Source organism: Brenneria salicis ATCC 15712 = DSM 30166 (genome assembly GCF_003315515.1).
Taxonomy (GTDB): Bacteria; Pseudomonadota; Gammaproteobacteria; order Enterobacterales; family Enterobacteriaceae; genus Brenneria; species Brenneria salicis.
Window position 1 is genome coordinate 230,250 of sequence record NZ_QNRY01000001.1, and the last position, 17,856, is coordinate 248,105.

Annotated in this window: 17 protein-coding genes; 10 read left to right on the forward strand and 7 right to left on the reverse strand. The window is 49.4% G+C overall.

Features of this window, described 5'->3' with window-relative positions; genetic code table 11:
* Positions 1-243 precede the first annotated feature (243 nt).
* From cyoA to DES54_RS01145, 7 genes are all read left to right on the forward strand, one after another.
* Positions 244-1,206 (forward strand): cytochrome o ubiquinol oxidase subunit II, encoded by a 963-nt coding sequence (gene cyoA, locus DES54_RS01115; protein WP_113864774.1) that lies wholly within the window; start codon positions 244-246, stop codon positions 1,204-1,206.
* A gap of 4 nt (positions 1,207-1,210) precedes the next feature.
* Positions 1,211-3,202 (forward strand): cytochrome o ubiquinol oxidase subunit I, encoded by a 1,992-nt coding sequence (gene cyoB / locus DES54_RS01120; protein WP_113864775.1) that lies wholly within the window; start codon positions 1,211-1,213, stop codon positions 3,200-3,202.
* A complete protein-coding gene (locus DES54_RS01125; protein ID WP_113864776.1) occupies positions 3,192-3,803 on the forward strand; it encodes a cytochrome o ubiquinol oxidase subunit III in 612 nt (203 codons plus the stop codon). The genes cyoB and DES54_RS01125 overlap by 11 nt, the downstream gene beginning before the upstream one ends.
* On the forward strand, positions 3,803-4,135 hold the full coding sequence (locus DES54_RS01130; protein WP_113864777.1) for a cytochrome o ubiquinol oxidase subunit IV: 333 nt from the start codon (positions 3,803-3,805) through the stop codon (positions 4,133-4,135). The genes DES54_RS01125 and DES54_RS01130 overlap by 1 nt, the downstream gene beginning before the upstream one ends.
* Positions 4,136-4,149: 14 nt before the next feature.
* A complete protein-coding gene (gene cyoE / locus DES54_RS01135) occupies positions 4,150-5,040 on the forward strand; it encodes a heme o synthase (RefSeq protein ID WP_113864778.1) in 891 nt (296 codons plus the stop codon).
* A gap of 280 nt (positions 5,041-5,320) precedes the next feature.
* On the forward strand, positions 5,321-6,085 hold the full coding sequence (locus DES54_RS01140; RefSeq protein ID WP_113864779.1) for a hypothetical protein: 765 nt from the start codon (positions 5,321-5,323) through the stop codon (positions 6,083-6,085).
* Between the two features lie 252 nt (positions 6,086-6,337).
* Positions 6,338-7,702 (forward strand): MFS transporter, encoded by a 1,365-nt coding sequence (locus DES54_RS01145; protein ID WP_113864780.1) that lies wholly within the window; start codon positions 6,338-6,340, stop codon positions 7,700-7,702.
* Positions 7,703-7,788: 86 nt separating this feature from the next.
* Here DES54_RS01145 and DES54_RS01150 read toward each other — a convergent pair whose 3' ends face one another.
* Positions 7,789-8,280 (reverse strand): YajQ family cyclic di-GMP-binding protein, encoded by a 492-nt coding sequence (locus DES54_RS01150; RefSeq protein ID WP_113864781.1) that lies wholly within the window; start codon positions 8,278-8,280, stop codon positions 7,789-7,791.
* Between the two features lie 234 nt (positions 8,281-8,514).
* Here DES54_RS01150 and panE point away from each other — a divergent pair, with 234 nt between their 5' ends.
* Positions 8,515-9,384: a 2-dehydropantoate 2-reductase gene (gene panE, locus DES54_RS01155; protein WP_113864782.1), complete on the forward strand. Its 870-nt coding sequence runs from the start codon at positions 8,515-8,517 to the stop codon at positions 9,382-9,384.
* A 1-nt stretch (position 9,385) separates the two neighbouring features.
* Positions 9,386-9,976 carry a protein deglycase YajL gene (gene yajL, locus DES54_RS01160; protein ID WP_113864783.1) on the forward strand — a complete coding sequence of 197 codons (591 nt, stop codon included), beginning with the start codon at positions 9,386-9,388 and terminating at the stop codon, positions 9,974-9,976.
* Between the two features lie 50 nt (positions 9,977-10,026).
* On the opposite strand, the gene DES54_RS01165 is transcribed toward yajL, so the two are convergent.
* From DES54_RS01165 to DES54_RS01185, 5 genes are read right to left on the reverse strand one after another with little or no spacing between them, the layout of a single operon-like run.
* The gene (locus tag DES54_RS01165; protein WP_113864784.1) at positions 10,027-11,127 is read right to left on the reverse strand and encodes a DmpA family aminopeptidase; all 1,101 of its coding nucleotides are present in this window, start codon (positions 11,125-11,127) and stop codon (positions 10,027-10,029) included.
* A gap of 11 nt (positions 11,128-11,138) precedes the next feature.
* Positions 11,139-11,981: an ABC transporter permease gene (locus DES54_RS01170; RefSeq protein ID WP_113864785.1), complete on the reverse strand. Its 843-nt coding sequence runs from the start codon at positions 11,979-11,981 to the stop codon at positions 11,139-11,141.
* Between the two features lie 26 nt (positions 11,982-12,007).
* Entirely contained in the window at positions 12,008-12,898 is an 891-nt protein-coding gene (locus DES54_RS01175) for an ABC transporter permease (protein WP_205680153.1), read from the reverse strand.
* Positions 12,891-14,036, reverse strand: coding sequence for an ABC transporter ATP-binding protein (locus DES54_RS01180; RefSeq protein WP_113864787.1), 1,146 nt, complete (start codon positions 14,034-14,036; stop codon positions 12,891-12,893). The genes DES54_RS01175 and DES54_RS01180 overlap by 8 nt, the downstream gene beginning before the upstream one ends.
* A 40-nt stretch (positions 14,037-14,076) precedes the next feature.
* Positions 14,077-15,129, reverse strand: coding sequence for a polyamine ABC transporter substrate-binding protein (locus DES54_RS01185; RefSeq protein WP_113864788.1), 1,053 nt, complete (start codon positions 15,127-15,129; stop codon positions 14,077-14,079).
* A 236-nt stretch (positions 15,130-15,365) separates the two neighbouring features.
* On the opposite strand from DES54_RS01185, the gene DES54_RS01190 reads away from it, so the two are divergent.
* Entirely contained in the window at positions 15,366-16,229 is an 864-nt protein-coding gene (locus DES54_RS01190) for a MurR/RpiR family transcriptional regulator (RefSeq protein WP_205680152.1), read from the forward strand.
* Positions 16,230-16,273: 44 nt separating this feature from the next.
* Here DES54_RS01190 and thiI read toward each other — a convergent pair whose 3' ends face one another.
* On the reverse strand, positions 16,274-17,722 hold the full coding sequence (thiI, locus tag DES54_RS01195; protein ID WP_113864789.1) for a tRNA uracil 4-sulfurtransferase ThiI: 1,449 nt from the start codon (positions 17,720-17,722) through the stop codon (positions 16,274-16,276).
* Between the last annotated feature and the right edge of the window lie 134 nt (positions 17,723-17,856).

The following is a 17,856-nucleotide window of genomic DNA, read 5'->3' on the forward strand; positions in this document are numbered from 1 at the left end:
GAAAATAATCTCGCATACAGTGGTAATTTTTTATTATCCATCCATACTTTTTATCAGCGTGTCGGCTTAATCCTCTGTTTTTTATAATCATTTTTATTTTCATGTTACCGTTGTGATAATAAGGGCAAAAAACAGCAACAACAGGCTGACATACTCTTAATCATGTTTACAGTACAGTAACCTTCCCGTAAAATGCCCGCTCGCGTGAAATGACAATAGAGCCCTTGCTATTGAGGTCGCTAGATGAGACTCAGGAAATACAATAGAATTTTTGGGATGTTGTCTTTATTTGCCTCCGCTATTTTGCTCAGCGGTTGCGATATGGCACTGATGAACCCCAAAGGACAGGTCGGGTTAGAGCAACGATCGTTGATACTGACGGCCCTTGGGCTGATGTTGATCGTCGTCATCCCCGTCATCATTATGACGATTGCCTTTGCCTGGAAGTTCCGTGCTTCCAACGACAAGGCGAATTACACACCAAACTGGTCACACTCCAACAAGATAGAAGCGGTTGTCTGGACCGTGCCCATCATCATTATCGTTATCCTCGGCGTCATTACCTGGAAAACAACCCATGCGCTTGATCCTTACAAGCCGTTGGAATCCGACGTCAAGCCGATTAACGTCGAAGTCATTTCGCTCGACTGGAAATGGCTGTTTGTTTACCCGGATCTGGGCATCGCCAGCGTTAATGAACTCGCTTTCCCAGCCAACACGCCAGTGGCGTTCAAAATCACTTCTGACTCGGTAATGAACTCGTTCTTCATTCCTCGTCTTGGCGGACAGATTTACGCTATGGCCGGTATGCAGACCAAGTTACACCTGATTGCCAATGAGCCGGGAAAATATGACGGTATTTCCGGGGGGTATAGCGGAAGAGGCTTCTCCGGCATGAAATTTACCGCCATTGCTACGCCAAGCCAGCAGGAATTCGACCAGTGGGTTGCCAACATCCGTGCGTCTTCCAAGACACTTAACAGCATGGATGAATTCAACAAACTGGCTCAGCCGAGTGAATATCATCCCGTGGAATACTTCTCCAGTGTTCAACCGGATTTGTTCAGGAATATTATTATCAAATTCACAGGCAACGGCATGATCATGCAACATCATAGTGAAGGCATGAAGCAAGACCAAAACATGCAGCACAATGAGAGTATAAACATGAGCGAGCATAGCTCGCACCAAGGAGCCGAGGGATAATACGATGTTCGGAAAACTTACACTCGATGCGGTTCCGTATCATGAACCCATCATCATGGTCACCGTGGCGGCGATCATTGTCGGCGGCCTGGCGCTGCTGGCGGCAATAACCTATTTCGGCAAGTGGAAATGGTTATGGTCTGAATGGTTCACCTCCGTGGATCACAAGAAAATCGGCATCATGTATATCATCGTCGCGTTGGTGATGATGGTGCGTGGTTTTGCCGATGCCATCATGATGCGCGGTCAACAGGCGCTTGCCTCGGCCGGACAAGAAGGCTTCCTTAACGCCCACCACTACGATCAAATCTTTACCGCCCACGGCGTTATCATGATTTTCTTCGTAGCAACGCCGTTTGTGGTGGGTTTGATGAACCTGGCGGTGCCGTTGCAAATCGGCGCGCGCGACGTAGCCTTCCCGTTCCTGAACTCCCTGAGTTTCTGGCTGTTTGTGGCTGGCGTGGTTCTGATCAACGTCTCGCTGGGCGTGGGTGAGTTTGCTCAGACCGGCTGGGTGGCTTATCCGCCGCTTTCCGGTAAGGAGTACAGTCCCGGCGTCGGGGTCGATTACTGGATATGGAGCTTACAGATATCCGGTCTGGGCACCACGCTGACGGGGGTCAACTTCTTCTCCACGATTATGAAAATGCGCGCGCCTGGCATGACGCTGATGAAAATGCCGGTCTTTACCTGGACTGCATTGTGCACCAACGTGCTGATTATTGCCGCGTTCCCGATCCTGACGGTGACGATTGCGCTGTTGACGCTTGACCGTTACCTCGGCACCCATTTCTTTACCAATGATATGGGCGGCAACATGATGATGTACATCAACCTGATATGGGCCTGGGGTCACCCTGAGGTTTATATTCTGGTGTTGCCGGTATTTGGTATCTATTCGGAAGTGGTCGCCACCTTCTGTAAGAAACGGCTGTTTGGCTACACTTCCCTGGTGTGGGCGACGATCGCGATTACCGTTCTGTCGTTCGTGGTTTGGCTGCACCACTTCTTTACCATGGGCTCCGGGGCGAACGTAAACGCTTTCTTTGGGATCGCCACCATGATTATTTCAATCCCGACCGGGGTTAAAATTTTCAACTGGCTGTTCACCATGTATCAGGGGCGCATTCAGTTACATTCCACCATGCTGTGGACCATTGGTTTCATCATCACCTTCTCCATCGGTGGGATGACCGGCGTGTTGTTGGCGGTTCCCGGCGCTAACTTCGTGCTGCATAACAGCCTGTTCCTGATTGCTCACTTCCACAACGTGATCATCGGCGGCGTGGTGTTCGGATGCTTTGCCGGTATCACTTACTGGTTCCCGAAAGCGTTTGGCTTCACTCTGAACGAAACCTGGGGCAAGCGTGCGTTCTGGTTCTGGATCATCGGTTTCTTTGTGGCCTTTATGCCGCTGTACGCGCTGGGTTTCATGGGCATGACTCGTCGTCTGAGCCAACAAATCAACCCGGAATTCCATCCGTTGCTCTTGGTGGCCTCGATGGGCGCCGCGCTGATTGCCCTAGGGATTCTGTGCCAGGTCATTCAGTTCTATGTCAGTATCCGCGATCGTCATCAGAACCGCGAGCTGACGGGCGATCCTTGGGGTGGCCGTACACTGGAGTGGTCAACCTCCTCTCCGGCGCCATTCTATAACTTCGCCACCGTACCGCACGTTGATGATCGCGATGCCTTCTGGGATGCCAAAGAGAAAGGCGAAGCCTACAAGAAACCTGCTGGTTATGAAGAAATCCACATGCCGAAAAACACCGGCGCCGGTGTGATTATCTCCGCATTCAGTCTGGTGTTCGGTTTTGCCATGATCTGGCACATCTGGTGGATGGCGATCATCGGGTTTGCCGGCATGATTGTGACCTGGATTGTGCACAGCTTTAATCAGGATGTTGATTACTACGTCCCGGTTAAAGAAATTGAACAAATTGAGAATCAGAATTTTGATCAACTCAGCAAAGCAGGTCTGAAAAATGTCAACTGAAACTCTGACTAACCAAAACGCCCATGCCGAGCATGGGCACCATGACGCAGGCGACACCAAGGTATTCGGCTTCTGGATCTACCTGATGAGCGACTGCATCCTGTTTGCGTCTTTGTTCGCAACCTATGCGGTGTTGGTTAACGGAACGGCGGGCGGACCGGCAGGCAAGGACATTTTCGACCTGTCCTTTGTGCTGGTGGAAACGTTCTTCCTGCTGTTCAGCAGTATTACCTACGGCATGGCGATGATCGCCATGAACAAGGGCAACAAATCTCAGGTCAATACCTGGTTGGGTCTGACCTTCCTGTTCGGTCTGGCGTTCATCGCGATGGAAATCTATGAATTCCATCACCTGATCGCCGAAGGCTACGGCCCGGATCGCAGCGCTTTCCTGTCCGCCTTCTTTGCCTTGGTCGGTACGCACGGCATCCACGTTACCGCTGGTCTGATCTGGCTGGTCATCATGATGATTCTGGTAGCCAAACGTGGCCTGACCGCCGTTAACAGAACCCGTCTGATGTGTCTGAGCCTGTTCTGGCACTTCCTTGACGTGGTCTGGATTTGTGTCTTCACCGTTGTTTATCTGATGGGGGCGATGTAATGATTCCTTCAACAACCGATCATGCAGGCGCCAGCCACGGTAGCGTAAAATCCTATCTGATTGGCTTTGTTCTGTCCGTTATTCTGACCGTCATCCCTTTCGGCCTGGTAATGGCTGGTTCAGCTTCACCAGGCGTTATCCTGCTCACGGTTCTGGGATGCGCGGTTATTCAGATAGTGGTGCACCTGGTGTACTTCCTGCATCTGAATACCTCGTCGGAACAACAGTGGAATGTGGTAGCCCTGGCGTTTACCGTCCTGATTATCGCAATTGTCGTGGTGGGCTCCATCTGGATTATGATGAATGCGCACCAGAACATGATGCTCCAGTAACCGAGCCGTAAAAGATGATTAAGCAATACCTGCAAGTCACTAAACCAGGAATTATTTTCGGTAATCTAATTTCTGTAATCGGCGGATTTCTCCTTGCTGCCCAAGGCAGCATTGATTATCCCCTGTTTCTCGCCACCCTCGTTGGGGTATCGCTGGTTGTTGCGTCTGGTTGCGTGTTTAACAACGTCATTGACCGCGATATCGACAAAAAAATGGAGAGAACCAGAAATCGTGTTCTGGTTAAGGGACTTATTTCACTGAAGGTAACGCTGGTTTACGCTTCATTGTTGGGTATTGCAGGCTTCACGCTGCTGTACACCGCGGCCAACCCGCTGGCCATGTGGCTGGCGGTAATGGGATTTGTGGTTTATGTCGGTGTTTATAGTCTGTATATGAAGCGTCATTCTGTTTACGGCACGCTGATTGGCAGTCTGTCAGGCGCCGCGCCGCCGGTTATCGGTTATTGCGCCGTCAGTAACCAGTTCGATGCGGGCGCCCTGATCCTGTTGCTGATTTTCAGCCTGTGGCAAATGCCCCACTCCTACGCGATTGCCATTTTCCGCTTCAAGGATTATCAGGCCGCCAATATCCCGGTTTTACCGGTGGTGAAAGGGATTTCTGTGGCGAAAAATCATATTACGCTCTATATCCTGGCGTTTATGATTGCCACGTTGATGCTGTCTCTGGGCGGCTATGCGGGTTATAAATATCTTGTTGTCGCCGCCGCCGTCAGCGTATGGTGGCTGGGAATGGCATTGTCTGGCTATAAAAATGCCAATGATGATCGGATCTGGGCCAAAAAACTGTTTGTGTTTTCCATTGTCGCCATCACCTCGCTGAGTGTGATGATGTCCGTTGATTCCATCGCGCCAGCACAGGAAGCATTGCTGACCTATTTGCGCTAACAGACATTGCCTTTACGATCTTCATGCTGAAAACAGGCGGCCCACCGCCTGTTTTTTATTGCGGGCTATCCCTGCCCGCCCCCCTTCGGGCCGCCGCAAGCGGCGTTAAAAATCGCTCCCGGCGATTTTTTATTTCTGTGCACATTTTCCCGCCTTGCTATATCACCTAACTAAGCGATAGCCGATCATCTGCTGTCGGGAACTTATTTTACGCCGGGGCCACTCAGAGAAAATAAGCGTGGCCCTTTGCTACGTGTAAGGAAAACAACGGAGAGAATTAATGAAAGGCATTTCAACTTATCAAGACTCAGGACGCTTCGAAGAAATATCATTAGCCTCTTCAAGTTATGTTTCGACATTATATAACAATATACTTGATAAGCCTGACTTTAAAGCTGGCTTAACCGAGCATGCGCACCTATCGGCAAAATTTGAATCTGAAGCCAAATGCAGCATATTGGAAGGATTTGGCTATATAGCAAAACACGTCAATCCACATAAAACATGGAAAATATTGACTAATCTTACGACTTTTATGAAGGATGGTAATTTTTCCTTTAATCGTAATTGTATTTATTGCAGTAAAGCGGTTGATTTGAATATCTATGCGATGGTTAGCAATAATTACAATACATTCTATGTAGCAGATAAAGCAGAGTCGGGAAAACTGGACGAGGACATCGCTATGATGCAACAGCATGCCGTTACCTCGCAATCAGCTGTTTCCACATTACTTTTCTCCAATATTAAACAGGGAGAAAGGGCCATCATCGCCGTACCATTAAAAAACAGAAACTTTAGCCACTGTATGAATTTCGTACACCACAGCGGCGGCGGTATTGTCATCGATGGGCAACAGAATAAATTGTATAACTTTAATATCGAAGCAGATAAAAAAAAATTTGACTCACTCTATGGTGTCGAATCCAGTGTCATAAAAGCAGCGCGAATATATATAACGGGGAAAGCGCCAGAAATGAATAATCAAGCCTGGGAAATGGTTAAGTACCCTCATTCTCTGGAATCTGACTGGAAGAAATTGTAAAAGAAACGCCATCCAGTCGACCCGACCATCGCCAACCCGATGATGTTCTAACCAATATTCGTCGTCTTAATCGCCGCTGAATAAGTCGCAAATGGTTTGCGCCAGCCCCTGCAAGACTATAACCCGCCATTCTAATGCCGTTGGCCGGATAATGAAGCCAATAGACTCGCCAATTGAACGATGAAAGGGATATCGTTTACGGCGTGCCGAATAAAGAACTAGAATAGCGCCGACAGTTTTCCAGAGGTATGAATGAACGATAACAAGATGACGTCAGGCGAGTTGCGCGCCACATGGGGTTTGGGAACGGTATTTTCGCTACGCATGCTCGGCATGTTTATGGTGCTGCCGGTTCTGACCACCTATGGCATGGCGCTGCAAGGCGCCAGTGAAGCGCTTATCGGTATCGCGATCGGCATCTATGGTCTGATGCAGGCGGTGTTTCAGATCCCGTTCGGGCTGTTGTCGGATCGGGTGGGCAGAAAACCGTTAATCGTCGGGGGATTGCTGATTTTCGCGCTGGGCAGCATTATTGCCGCCCTCAGTGATTCAATCTGGGGGATTATTCTTGGTCGGGCTTTGCAGGGGTCGGGCGCGATTTCGGCGGCTGTCATGGCCTTGCTTTCCGATCTGACTCGCGAACAGAACCGCACCAAAGCCATGGCGTTTATAGGCGTCAGCTTTGGCGTCACCTTCGCCATCGCCATGGTTGTCGGCCCTATCGTCACCCATGCATTTGGCTTGCAGGCGCTTTTCTGGGGTATCGCGGTGCTGGCTCTGCTGGGGATCGTCATCACGCTCACCATGATCCCCGCAGCGCCGGCGCATATCCTCAATCGGGAATCGGCCATTGTTCAGGGCGGTTTTCATAAGGTGATGGCTAATAGCCGGTTGCTAAAACTGAACTTCGGCATTATGTGTTTGCATACCTTGCTGATGTCCAGTTTCGTTGCCCTGCCACGGGTGCTTGAACAAGCAGGCTTGCCCGCGCAGGATCACTGGAAAGTCTATCTGGTTACCATGCTGATCTCATTCGCCGGGGTCGTGCCGTTTATCATTTATGCCGAATTAAAACGGCGGATGAAGCAGGTTTTTGTCGGTTGCATCGTCGTCCTTATCGCGGCTGAATTGGTGTTATGGCAGGCGGGAAGCCATCTCTGGCAGATTATTTTTGGGGTGCAGTTGTTCTTTCTGGCCTTCAATGTGATGGAGGCTCTGCTGCCCTCACTCATCAGCAAAGAATCCCCTGCGGGCTATAAAGGTACGGCGATGGGCGTCTACTCGACCACGCAATTTCTTGGCGTTGCGCTAGGCGGCAGTCTGGGTGGAGGAATTTTCGAACTGTACGGGGCGTCTTGGGTATTTATCGCGGGTGCCGTGATTGCCGCCATCTGGCTACTGATCGGATTTACCATGCAGGAACCGCCCTACCTGAGCAGCCTCAGAATTACGCTTTCCGATCTGGCATTAAGAGATCGCGGACTTGAGCAGAAAATGCGTACTCAACCGGGCGTGGCCGAAGTGGTCATCGTACCTGATGAGTACAGCGCTTACGTCAAAATCGACAATAAAAAAACCAGCAGAAAACAACTGGAACAACTGGTCAACCCGTTATAAAAAATCGCCGGGAGCGATTTTTAACGTTGCAAAGCAACAGCCTTCAGTAAATCAAACAGGCCAGCTTACGCTGACCTCAAAATCAGTTAATCGCGAAAATTGGTGAACTGGAACGGCTGGCCAAGATCGGCGCCGCGTACCAACGCCATTGCGCCTTGCAAATCGTCACGAGATTTCCCCGTCACGCGGATCTGTTCACCCTGAATCTGCGCCTGCACTTTCAGCTTGCTGTCTTTAATCAGTTTCACAATCTTTTTCGCCAGCGAGCTTTCAATGCCCTGCTTCAGTTTCGCCTCAACGCTGTAGGTTTTCCCACTATGATCCATTTCTTCAGGCACTTCCAGCGATCCGCCTTCAATGCCGCGCTTCATCAGCTTCTCACGCAAGATATCGATCAATTGCTGCACCTGAAAATCCGACTCGCTGGCTGCCTTGATACTCTGTGATTTTTCATTCAGTTCAAAGCTGGCCGGAACATTTCGGAAATCCCAACGGGTGCTGAGCTCTCGTGTCGCATTTTCCACCGCATTGCGGACTTCCTGCATATCAATTTCCGAAACAATATCGAAAGATGGCATAATTGTTCTCCTGACAAGTTTGATCCGGCGAGCATAATAACCGCTCTGTTGTTACAAACAAAATGCATAAACAAAATGTATAAATAAAATGCGCACCGCGATCAGATTTATTGCGCTCAGATTTTACTCTGTTACCCTGATTTGCCCGTAGCCTCTGATATTGGAAAACGCACCGTGTGCGCATGACCGGCATGAGAACGACCGTTCCCGTATCAATTACAAAGGGAGAGTCCAATGAAAATAACCGTTCTTGGTTGCGGCGCCCTCGGTCAGTTATGGCTTGCCGCCCTGAATCAACAGGGACACGACGTTCAGGGGTGGCTGCGTATCCCGCAACCTTTTTGCTCCGTCAATGTGACCATGCTGAATGGTCATCACTGTAATCTGAACCTGACGGCGAACGATCCGGATCATCTGGCGCATAGCGAACTCTTGCTGGTAACGCTGAAAGCCTGGCAGGTTTCCAATGCCGTCGCCGCATTGCTGCCGCAACTCAATCCGCATTGCACCATTTTGCTGTTGCATAACGGTATGGGTACGCTTGAAGAATTGCCCGCGCACCAGCAACCGTTGATTGTCGGTATTACCACTCACGCGGCGCGGCGCGATGCCACCACGGTGGTGCATGTGGCCGCCGGCACCACCCATATCGGCTCAATGAAGAATGGCGAACAGCAAAGCCAGTTTGCCGAGATTCTGCACCAGGCATTACCTGACGTCGCCTGGCACAATAACATCACGGCGACGTGTTGGCTTAAACTGGCCGCGAACTGCGTCATCAATCCGTTGACCGCCATCTACCATTGCACCAATGGTGAATTACAGGCTTATTCAGCGCAGATCCAAACGCTTTGTCAGGAAATTGCCGATGTGATGGATCGCGAAGGATTCCATACATCGCGCGACAGTTTGCAAATCTATATTGGCCAAATTATTCAGAATACGGCAGCCAATACGTCATCAATGCTGCAAGACATTATCGGGCAGCGTCATACCGAAATTGACTACATTACCGGTTATCTATTGCGCCGAGCTCGCGTCCACGGCCTGACACTGCCCGAAAACAGCCGCCTCTTTGAACAAATCAAGCGTAAGGAAAATTAATATGAGCGCATCGGTGCTGGTATGTCTGGCTCCTGGTAGTGAAGAAATCGAAGCCGTCACGACTATCGACCTGCTGGTCAGAGCGGGAATTCAGGTCACGCTTGCCAGCGTTGCCAATGACGGTAACCTGGAAATCGCCTGTTCCCGCGGCGTGCGATTACTGGCGGATGCGCCATTGGTAAAAGTGGCGGATCGTCATTTTGACGCGCTGGTGTTACCCGGCGGGCTAAAAGGGGCCGAATGTTTTCGTGATAGTCCAATTTTGGTGGAGTGTATTCGTCAGGCCAATCAGGATGGAAAAATTGTGGCGGCGATGTGTGCGACGCCCGCGCTGGTGCTTGAATACCATCAGCTTTTCCCGATCGGCAATATGACCGGTTTCCCGGATTTAAAAGATAAGATCGCCGCCGAAAAATGGATGGAAAAACGGGTGGTTTACGATCCGCGGGTCAATCTCTTAACCACCCAAGGGCCGGGAACCAGCATGGATTTTGCCCTGAAACTGATCGACCTGTTGCTGGGCAAGGAAAAAGCGGCAGAAGTCGCCGCGCAACTGGTACTGCCGCCCGGTATTTACAACTATCGGGATTGATCGGCCGCCTTTCCGATCCATCCAGGCAATACCGAAGCGTACTTCTCCCTTTAACAAACCACGGCAGGGTTCGCCGCTTTCAACAGCCGATAAAGCGCCCGGGGATCAAGCGCCTTACAGATCCCCTTTGGTTTCTGCATCGCGGTGTCTTCCGCAGCCAACATAGCATTGACAATCGCTTCATGCGTGCTTTCCACCGCCGCCAGATAAATCTCGTCGAAGCACTCATCATTTACATAGTGGAAAGATTGATGGGCCGCTGAAAGCTGAGGCAGCGGCGCGGCATTCGCGGTGCTAAACGCCAGAAAGATATCCCCGGAGTTATTCCCGCCGGGGCTACCCGATTGCGAGATCCCCAGCCCGGCACGTCTGGCCAGACGCTGTAACTGATGCGGCATCATCGGCGCATCGGTCGCCAGTATCACAATGATCGAACCACGTTCTCGCGTCAGTGCCTCCGGCGGTTCGTCATCAATCATTTTACCCAGTGGAACACCAAACAGATTAAACCACGAGCGCTGGCCGTAATTCGCCTGCACTAAAGCGCCTAACATATATTTTTCATCCCCGATATAAAAACAGCGCGAAGCTGTTCCGGTTCCACCTTTAAATCCATAACAAATCATACCATTACCGCCGCCCACATTTCCTTCCGCCACCGGCCCGTCATGCGCGGAATTCAACGCGGCAAGAGCATCATCAACGGTCACATGCAATCCATTGATATCGTTGATAACGCCATCATAGGTTTCGGCAACGACCGGCATCGCCCAGATATGATGCTGCTCCCAGACATCATGGTAACGCTCAATCATCCAGCGCACGGCGGCCTGATGCACTGTGCCCGTGGAATGCGTATTGGTCAGACAAATGGGGCCGACAAAATAACCGCCATCCTTTATCCAGTGGGTGCCGGTCATTTCGCCATTACCATTGAGCGCATGATAGCCTGCCCAAACCGGCTGCGGCTCAGTTTGATGACCACGCGGTAAAATGGCGCTAACACCCGTTTTAATTTGTTTTCCAGTCTGGCTGGTACCATTTATGGTCTGGTAGCCAACCAACACCCCCGGCACATCGGTAATCGCATTATGGGTTCCCGTCTGGCCTGCGAATTTTAATCCCAACTGACGCGCTCTTGGTTTAGACATAACTATTTCCTTTAATCCTGTACACGCCGGCTTCTTATATAGAGCCCGACAGCCGCGATAAATAAAGAGCCAAGAATTAATAACGTCGCAATCACATTGATTTCCGGTTTTATTCCCCGCCTGATCATGCCGTATATCTGTACCGGCAGCGTAGTGGCGTCGACGCCGGAAATAAAATAAGTAATAACCAGATCATCCAGCGAAATAATAAAAGCCAGCAATGCGCCGCCAATCACACTGGGCAGAATCATTGGTAATGTAATTCGTCTGAACGTTATCCATCTCGTCGCGCCCAAATCCGCCGACGCCTCCTCCAACCGGGAGTCCATGCCCGCTAGCCGTGCGCTGACAATGAGAAAAACGTAACTGCACAAGAATGTACAATGGCCGATAATAATGGATATTTTCCCCAACGTAATCCCGACATTAACAAAAAATATCAATAATGCGATCCCCAGAACGATATCCGGCATCATCATCGGCATATATAACAGCAACCGATAAAAGCCTTGTAGTCTAAAGCGATATCGTGCCAGCGCCAAGGCGGTTGTCGTGCCGATGATCGTCGATATGATGGTGGTGCTTAGTGAAATAACCAGACTATTTTTCAGCGCCTGCAGTAATTGATTGGTCGAATCGATATATAACGCACTTTCATTTAATTTATTGTCAAAACCAAACAATGACAAATACCAGTCAAAACTGAATCCCTGCCAAATCATCATATTGATAGGGTTAGCGTTAAATGAATAGATCACAATCAATAAAATTGGACAATAAAGAAAAATAAAAAAGGCAAGACCATAAAGATCCAGCGACCACTTCATCCAGCGAGTAAAGATATGCTTTTTCATACGTTACCCTATTTAATCTGACTGACCTAATCAATACCAGAACGATGCTGAGTGAGGTAAAAATTGAGTATCAGTACGCATAACACCATTAACATTAACAACATTGATATGGCAGAGCCAAAAGGCCAGTTGCGGGCGGACAAGAATTGCTGCTCGATCAGACTGCCGACCATAATGACTTTGGCGCCGCCAAGTAATGAGGGAACAATAAAATTGCCTAATACCGGAATAAAAACCATCACCGAACCGGCAATAATACCGGGCAACGTTAATGGGAAAGTGATGCGCCAGAAGGTTTGCCAGTAATTGGCGCCCAGATCATAAGAGGCATAAATCAAACTCCGATCAATCTTTTCCACACTGGCATAAACCGGCAAAAACATAAAAGGAATATAGATATAAATCATACCGATTAATACGGCGGTCTCTGTATAAATAAGATTAAGCGGTTGCTCGGCAAACCCAATACGCTGTAAAAAATTATTAAGAAATCCGGTTGGCCGTAGAATAAGCACCCACGCATACAGCCGGACAACCAGGCTGGCGAAAAAAGGCAGTGTAATCAGAAATAACAAAAAATTACGCACCTTTACCGGCTTGCTGCTTACCCAGAAAGCGATGGGGTAACAGATAAGCAAAGAAATAACGACACTGGTTAACGCAATGCGTATTGAGGTAACAATGATCTCCAGATACAGAATATCGAACGCTTCAAATTGACCATCAGCCCAGCCTAATATCCGGCCATAATTATCGGAATAGAAATTCCATTCCACGCCGCCATACAGTCCAGGGGTTAGCAAACTAAACAGGATCATGATAGCCAGCGGTATTAAAAAGAATCCGCCCAGCAGTAGCGTGATCGGTGATAATAACCCGATCAATCTCACTTTATGCATGAAAGCCAGGTTAAACATTCGCATCCTCCTGACAAGGTAATAAATGACAGGAAGCGATGTCATACCAGAGCGTAATGGTATCGCCAGATTTGAATGCGTGCTCTGTCGTCAATGAACGATTACCAATTAATACCTTAAGCGATTCATTTTTTCCTGAATCAAAAATGACCTCAATGTCTTTTCCCATGAAGATGACTTGCCGAATAATACCGTCAATTCTGGCGTATTGAACATTATCGTCATTGGGTTTTTGCAAAAGAAAATGTTGCGGCCGCAACAATAACTGCCAGCGCGCGCCCCGTTTATAGACAACGCCGGCTTTCACCCTGGCGTTAAAAACATCGCCAGCCAGACTGGTTAATACCAAATGATCCGGCGCGATATCAGTAATACAGACATCGATCAGATTGCTTTCGCCAATAAAACCAGCCACAAAGCGATTTGCGGGTTGATCATAAATCGCCGTCGGATCGCCGTTTTGCTGAATTTTTCCGCCGTTCAGCACAATAATGCGATCTGACATGGTCAGGGCTTCTTCCTGATCATGGGTGACGAAAATAAAAGAGATTTTCAGTTCAGTTTGCAGTCGCTTAAGCTCAAGCTGCATATTTTGCCGCAGATGACGATCTAATGCCGACAGAGGTTCATCTAACAATAACAATGTCGGCCGGTTGACTATCGCCCTGGCCAGCGCCACTCGCTGCTGCTGACCGCCGGAGAGTTGCGAGGGCTTGCGCTTTTCCATACCCAGCATCCCCACCATCTCAAGCGTTTCGGCCACCCGGCGATTGCGCTCACTCCGCAGCACGCCCTGCACATCCAACCCGTAGCCCACATTATCGGCAATATTCAGATGCGGAAATAAAGCATAACTCTGAAATACGGTATTTACCGGCCGCCGGTGGGCGGGAATATCATTAGCCTTGTTTCCCAGTATTTGCAATTCACCACTGTCCAGCGACTCAAATCCACTGATAACTCTGAGCAACGTGGTTTTTCCACACCCGGACGGCCCCAGCAATGTGACAAATTCATTATCCCGCACTTGCAAATTAATGCCGTCCAGGGCTTTGACATTCCCCCCTTCCGGCGTCTGATAGTATTTGACGGCATTATCCAACGTAACAACCGAACGGAAGTTATGGCTATCATTCATAATTACTCCGGCGTGGGTAAGTAAAAAATAAAGAGCTACATTAATTCGCGCTGCGGAACCGGGTCCAGACACGATCGTACTGGCGCAAATAGGGACCCAGATCCTCAAATATTTGCAGCCGATCTCTGACTTCCGCCGACGGGTTGGCCGCCGGATTGTTTTTTAAACTTGCCGGTAATAAATCAATCGCTTTACGATTGGGTATGCCATTCATTTGCTGAGCCGTGTTCATTGCCGCAATTTCCGGTTTCAGAAAGAATTGCATGAATTTTTTAGCATTCTCTTTATTTGGCGCATTTTTTAGCACACACATATTTTCCTGATACATGGTGGCTCCCTCTTCGGGAATAACATAGGCGAGATTATCGGGATCCTGAGAGACGTACATCAGCGCGCCGACAAAATAATGCGCGGCAGCGACATCGCCGGACTGAACTAACGGAATACTTTCATAAGTGAAGGCTGATATCAGCGGCTTTTTCGCCGTCAGCCAGTCAGCCGCCAGTTTTAAATCATCGCTGCTGTGGGTATTGACCGATTTATTATTGACGATAAGCCCAACGCTAAGCGTTTCGCGCATATCATCAAGCATAATGACCTTTTTGCCGCGCTCCGCTTCGGCAAAAAAATCACGCCAGGACGTGATGGGTTTATCTACCTTGTTTTTATTATAGAAAATGCCGACGCTGCCCCAGGCATACGGCAGACAATATTCCCCTTTGGGGTCTGTTTTGGCGCGCAAAAACTGCGGATCAATATTGCTGAAGTCTGCGACCTGATTGATATCCGTTTTTTCCAGCAACTTGAGCGTTGCCATAACATCCTGCATATGAACCGAAGGAAAGACGATATCGTAACCACTGGCGCCCGCCTGAATCTTGGCCAGCATCTCTTCATTATTGCCATACGTATCCAGTTTCACCTTGATGCCGGTTTCCTGGGTAAACGCCGTCAATACCGCCGGATTAATATAATCTCCCCAGTTATACAGTCGTAACTCACCATCAGCGTATGCCGACAGACTGGTCAGCATGGCGGATGCCAGCACAGATAAACAGATACGCTTAGCGGTTTTTGCAACACGAATAGACATATTGACTCTCCGTCTGAGTGGCGACTGCCTTGAGATATCAGACAAATAAACCATCCCTGATAAGACAGACGCCGGATTGAACGGCTGATAGAAACATGATGTGTGACAGGCTTCATCTTTGCTACCAGCGAAATTTATGACATATTTATGTCTTCGCTCAACAGACTGCAATCTTTATGCCATTACAAAGCATTTAATGGTATTTATTTACCAAAATAATATCAAAAGGTATTTTGATGTCAGAAGATCAACCGGGTGGACGTATGATTACAGAAAGAATAGAAAGTCTGGATGGCAAGCTAACCCCGGCGGAACGCACCCTGTGGGCCTATATCCAGGCCAATCTGGAAGGGATTGCGTTTGAAAATGGTGCAACCCTTGCCCAAAAAAGTGGCGTTAGCCCCAATACCGTCAGCCGCTTTCTGCGACGCCTGGGCTATAAAGGATTACAGGGTCTGAAAGAAGATCTGCGTGATGACGTCCGGGTTCAGTCATTGCTGAACACCACATTGCTGTCACGGGTTGAACAGCAATCGGATGACTTGAGCATCCATCTCAATAAAGAGATCGATGCGCTGGTTAAATTCTGGGAACAGCTTTGCAGCCAGCATTGGCAGGAGATTGTCGATCGCGTCCGCCATGCGGAGAAAGTGTTTATCTGTGGTTTTCAGACCATTCGCGGGATGGCGGAGGATTTCTCCAATCGCTTGTCCCTTGTCCGCTCGGATGTTGAATTTCTGGATTTATACAGCGGCGTGCTGGGGCAATGGCTGGATAGCTATGAAAAGCGTTGCTGCGTCATTTTAATCGACATTGCGCCTTACGCCGAGGTCGGGGTCGCTTTTGCCAATGAATGTATAAAAGATAACGCCGATCTGGTGGTTTTTACCGATGAGTATGGCATTGCCAAATATATGAATACGCCCTACATCGTGACCATGACCACTAAAACCGGGTTGATTCTGGAATCAACCGGTGGTTTAGCCAGCGCCCTCAATGTGTTGCTGCATTGTGTCGCCTCTAAAAATAAAGTGCAACTTAAACAGCGACTTGAGGCGTATGAAAATCGGGTGAAATGTCTGAAGCTTTATCGCTCATAAAGCAGTCCCTGCCCTGATCCCAAGATCAGGACAGGGCGGTGCGCTTACGGGCGATACACTTTTACGTTAGTGAACCCTTGCTCACGCAGATAAAGCGCTTGTAAGCGGCTCATCACGCCGCGCTCGCAATAGAGCAGATAGGTTTTATTCTGATCCATAGAGCCGAACTGCGTGCTCAGCTTATAGAACGGCAGCGCCTTGACTTCTATCTCCGTCAGCGACAACGGCTTATCTTCCTGTTCATCCGGCGCACGGATATCCAGCAGCACATCTGTCGGCGCAAACGCCACCACGGTTTCCACTTCAACCACTTCCTGCCGGGTTTGCTCGGCAATTTCACGGATATCAATATTGCGGGCTTCGCTGACGACCCGCTCCAGGATCGCAAAATCAAAGTGGCTTTCTTCCTCTTCAATTTTCGACTTCACCGCTTTTACCGTCGGGCTTCTGGAGATCACGCCGCAATATTCCGGCATCGTTTTGGCGAAATCTTCCGTACCCAGTTCACGCGCTTGCTTGATGATGTGCTCTTTGTCATGGGAAATCAGCGGACGCAAAATCAGCGTATCGGACGCGTTATCAATCAGACGCAGATTAGTGAGCGTCTGGCTGGAAACCTGACCAAGCGCCTCTCCCGTCACCAGCGCCTGCACTCCATAGCGTTCCGCCATCTGCGACGCCGCACGCACCATCATACGTTTAAGCACCACGCCCATCTGACCATCGTCGACTTTCTCCAGGATCTCACCGACCACCGGTTCAAAATCAATGGCGATAAATCGCACCCGGTGCGAACTGCCATAACGATTCCACAAATAGTGCGCCACCTGTTTAACGCCAATTTCATGCGCCGCGCCGCCCAGATTAAAGAAGCAGTAATGCACGCGGCAGCCGCGGCGCATCAACATATAGCTGGATACGCTCGAATCAAAACCGCCCGAAATCAGCGACAGCACATCTTCCTGCGTCCCGATCGGGAAACCGCCGAGCCCCTCATGGCGGGCGTTAATCAGCAGCAGACGCTCCTGATCGATTTCCAGATGAACCGTTATCTGCGGCGACGTGAGGTTCACCCGCGCCGTTTCGATATGCTGATTTAGGCCGCCGCCGACATAGCGTTCTACGTCCTGAGAGCTAAAGTCATGCTTACCGCGGCGTTTTACCCGCACACAGAAGGTTTTTCCAACCAGTTGCTCGCGATACAGCGCCAGCGTCTGCTCAAAAATGTCGTGAACATCGGTATAGGTTCGCTCTTCAACATCAAGAATGTGATGGATGCCGGGGATCCGCGTCAATGCATTAAGGATGGCTTCACGCCGGCTTTCTTCTTTTGCCCGAACTTCGATATGATCCCAATGACGGACAATCGCCAGTGTTGCATCCTGGTGTTTTAAAATGTTGCGAATGTTACCGGTTAGAATTTTGATAAAACGCAACCGCACGGATTGGCTTTTGATGGTGATTTCCGGGAACAATTTAATGATAAACTTCATGGTGGCTGTCGTTACTTGGTCAGACAGCGGTAAATAAATTCACCGCTGAGCGCTAAAATCACGTTATCGGTAAAATCAGCATCACTAAGGAGGATTTTACCCATAGCATCCAGGGCGCGGAGTATATCATTATA

Coding starts and splice junctions, on each gene's coding strand:
- DES54_RS01145 (WP_113864780.1), top strand. CDS start 6,338: ATGAACGATAACAAGATGACGTCAGGCGAGTTGCGCGCCACATGGGGT.
- cyoE (WP_113864778.1), top strand. CDS start 4,150: ATGATTAAGCAATACCTGCAAGTCACTAAACCAGGAATTATTTTCGGT.
- cyoA (WP_113864774.1), top strand. CDS start 244: ATGAGACTCAGGAAATACAATAGAATTTTTGGGATGTTGTCTTTATTT.
- DES54_RS01175 (WP_205680153.1), bottom strand. CDS start 12,898: ATGTTTAACCTGGCTTTCATGCATAAAGTGAGATTGATCGGGTTATTA.
- DES54_RS01125 (WP_113864776.1), top strand. CDS start 3,192: ATGTCAACTGAAACTCTGACTAACCAAAACGCCCATGCCGAGCATGGG.
- DES54_RS01190 (WP_205680152.1), top strand. CDS start 15,366: ATGTCAGAAGATCAACCGGGTGGACGTATGATTACAGAAAGAATAGAA.
- yajL (WP_113864783.1), top strand. CDS start 9,386: ATGAGCGCATCGGTGCTGGTATGTCTGGCTCCTGGTAGTGAAGAAATC.
- thiI (WP_113864789.1), bottom strand. CDS start 17,722: ATGAAGTTTATCATTAAATTGTTCCCGGAAATCACCATCAAAAGCCAA.
- DES54_RS01170 (WP_113864785.1), bottom strand. CDS start 11,981: ATGAAAAAGCATATCTTTACTCGCTGGATGAAGTGGTCGCTGGATCTT.
- DES54_RS01140 (WP_113864779.1), top strand. CDS start 5,321: ATGAAAGGCATTTCAACTTATCAAGACTCAGGACGCTTCGAAGAAATA.
- cyoB (WP_113864775.1), top strand. CDS start 1,211: ATGTTCGGAAAACTTACACTCGATGCGGTTCCGTATCATGAACCCATC.
- panE (WP_113864782.1), top strand. CDS start 8,515: ATGAAAATAACCGTTCTTGGTTGCGGCGCCCTCGGTCAGTTATGGCTT.
- DES54_RS01180 (WP_113864787.1), bottom strand. CDS start 14,036: ATGAATGATAGCCATAACTTCCGTTCGGTTGTTACGTTGGATAATGCC.
- DES54_RS01150 (WP_113864781.1), bottom strand. CDS start 8,280: ATGCCATCTTTCGATATTGTTTCGGAAATTGATATGCAGGAAGTCCGC.
- DES54_RS01165 (WP_113864784.1), bottom strand. CDS start 11,127: ATGTCTAAACCAAGAGCGCGTCAGTTGGGATTAAAATTCGCAGGCCAG.
- DES54_RS01185 (WP_113864788.1), bottom strand. CDS start 15,129: ATGTCTATTCGTGTTGCAAAAACCGCTAAGCGTATCTGTTTATCTGTG.
- DES54_RS01130 (WP_113864777.1), top strand. CDS start 3,803: ATGATTCCTTCAACAACCGATCATGCAGGCGCCAGCCACGGTAGCGTA.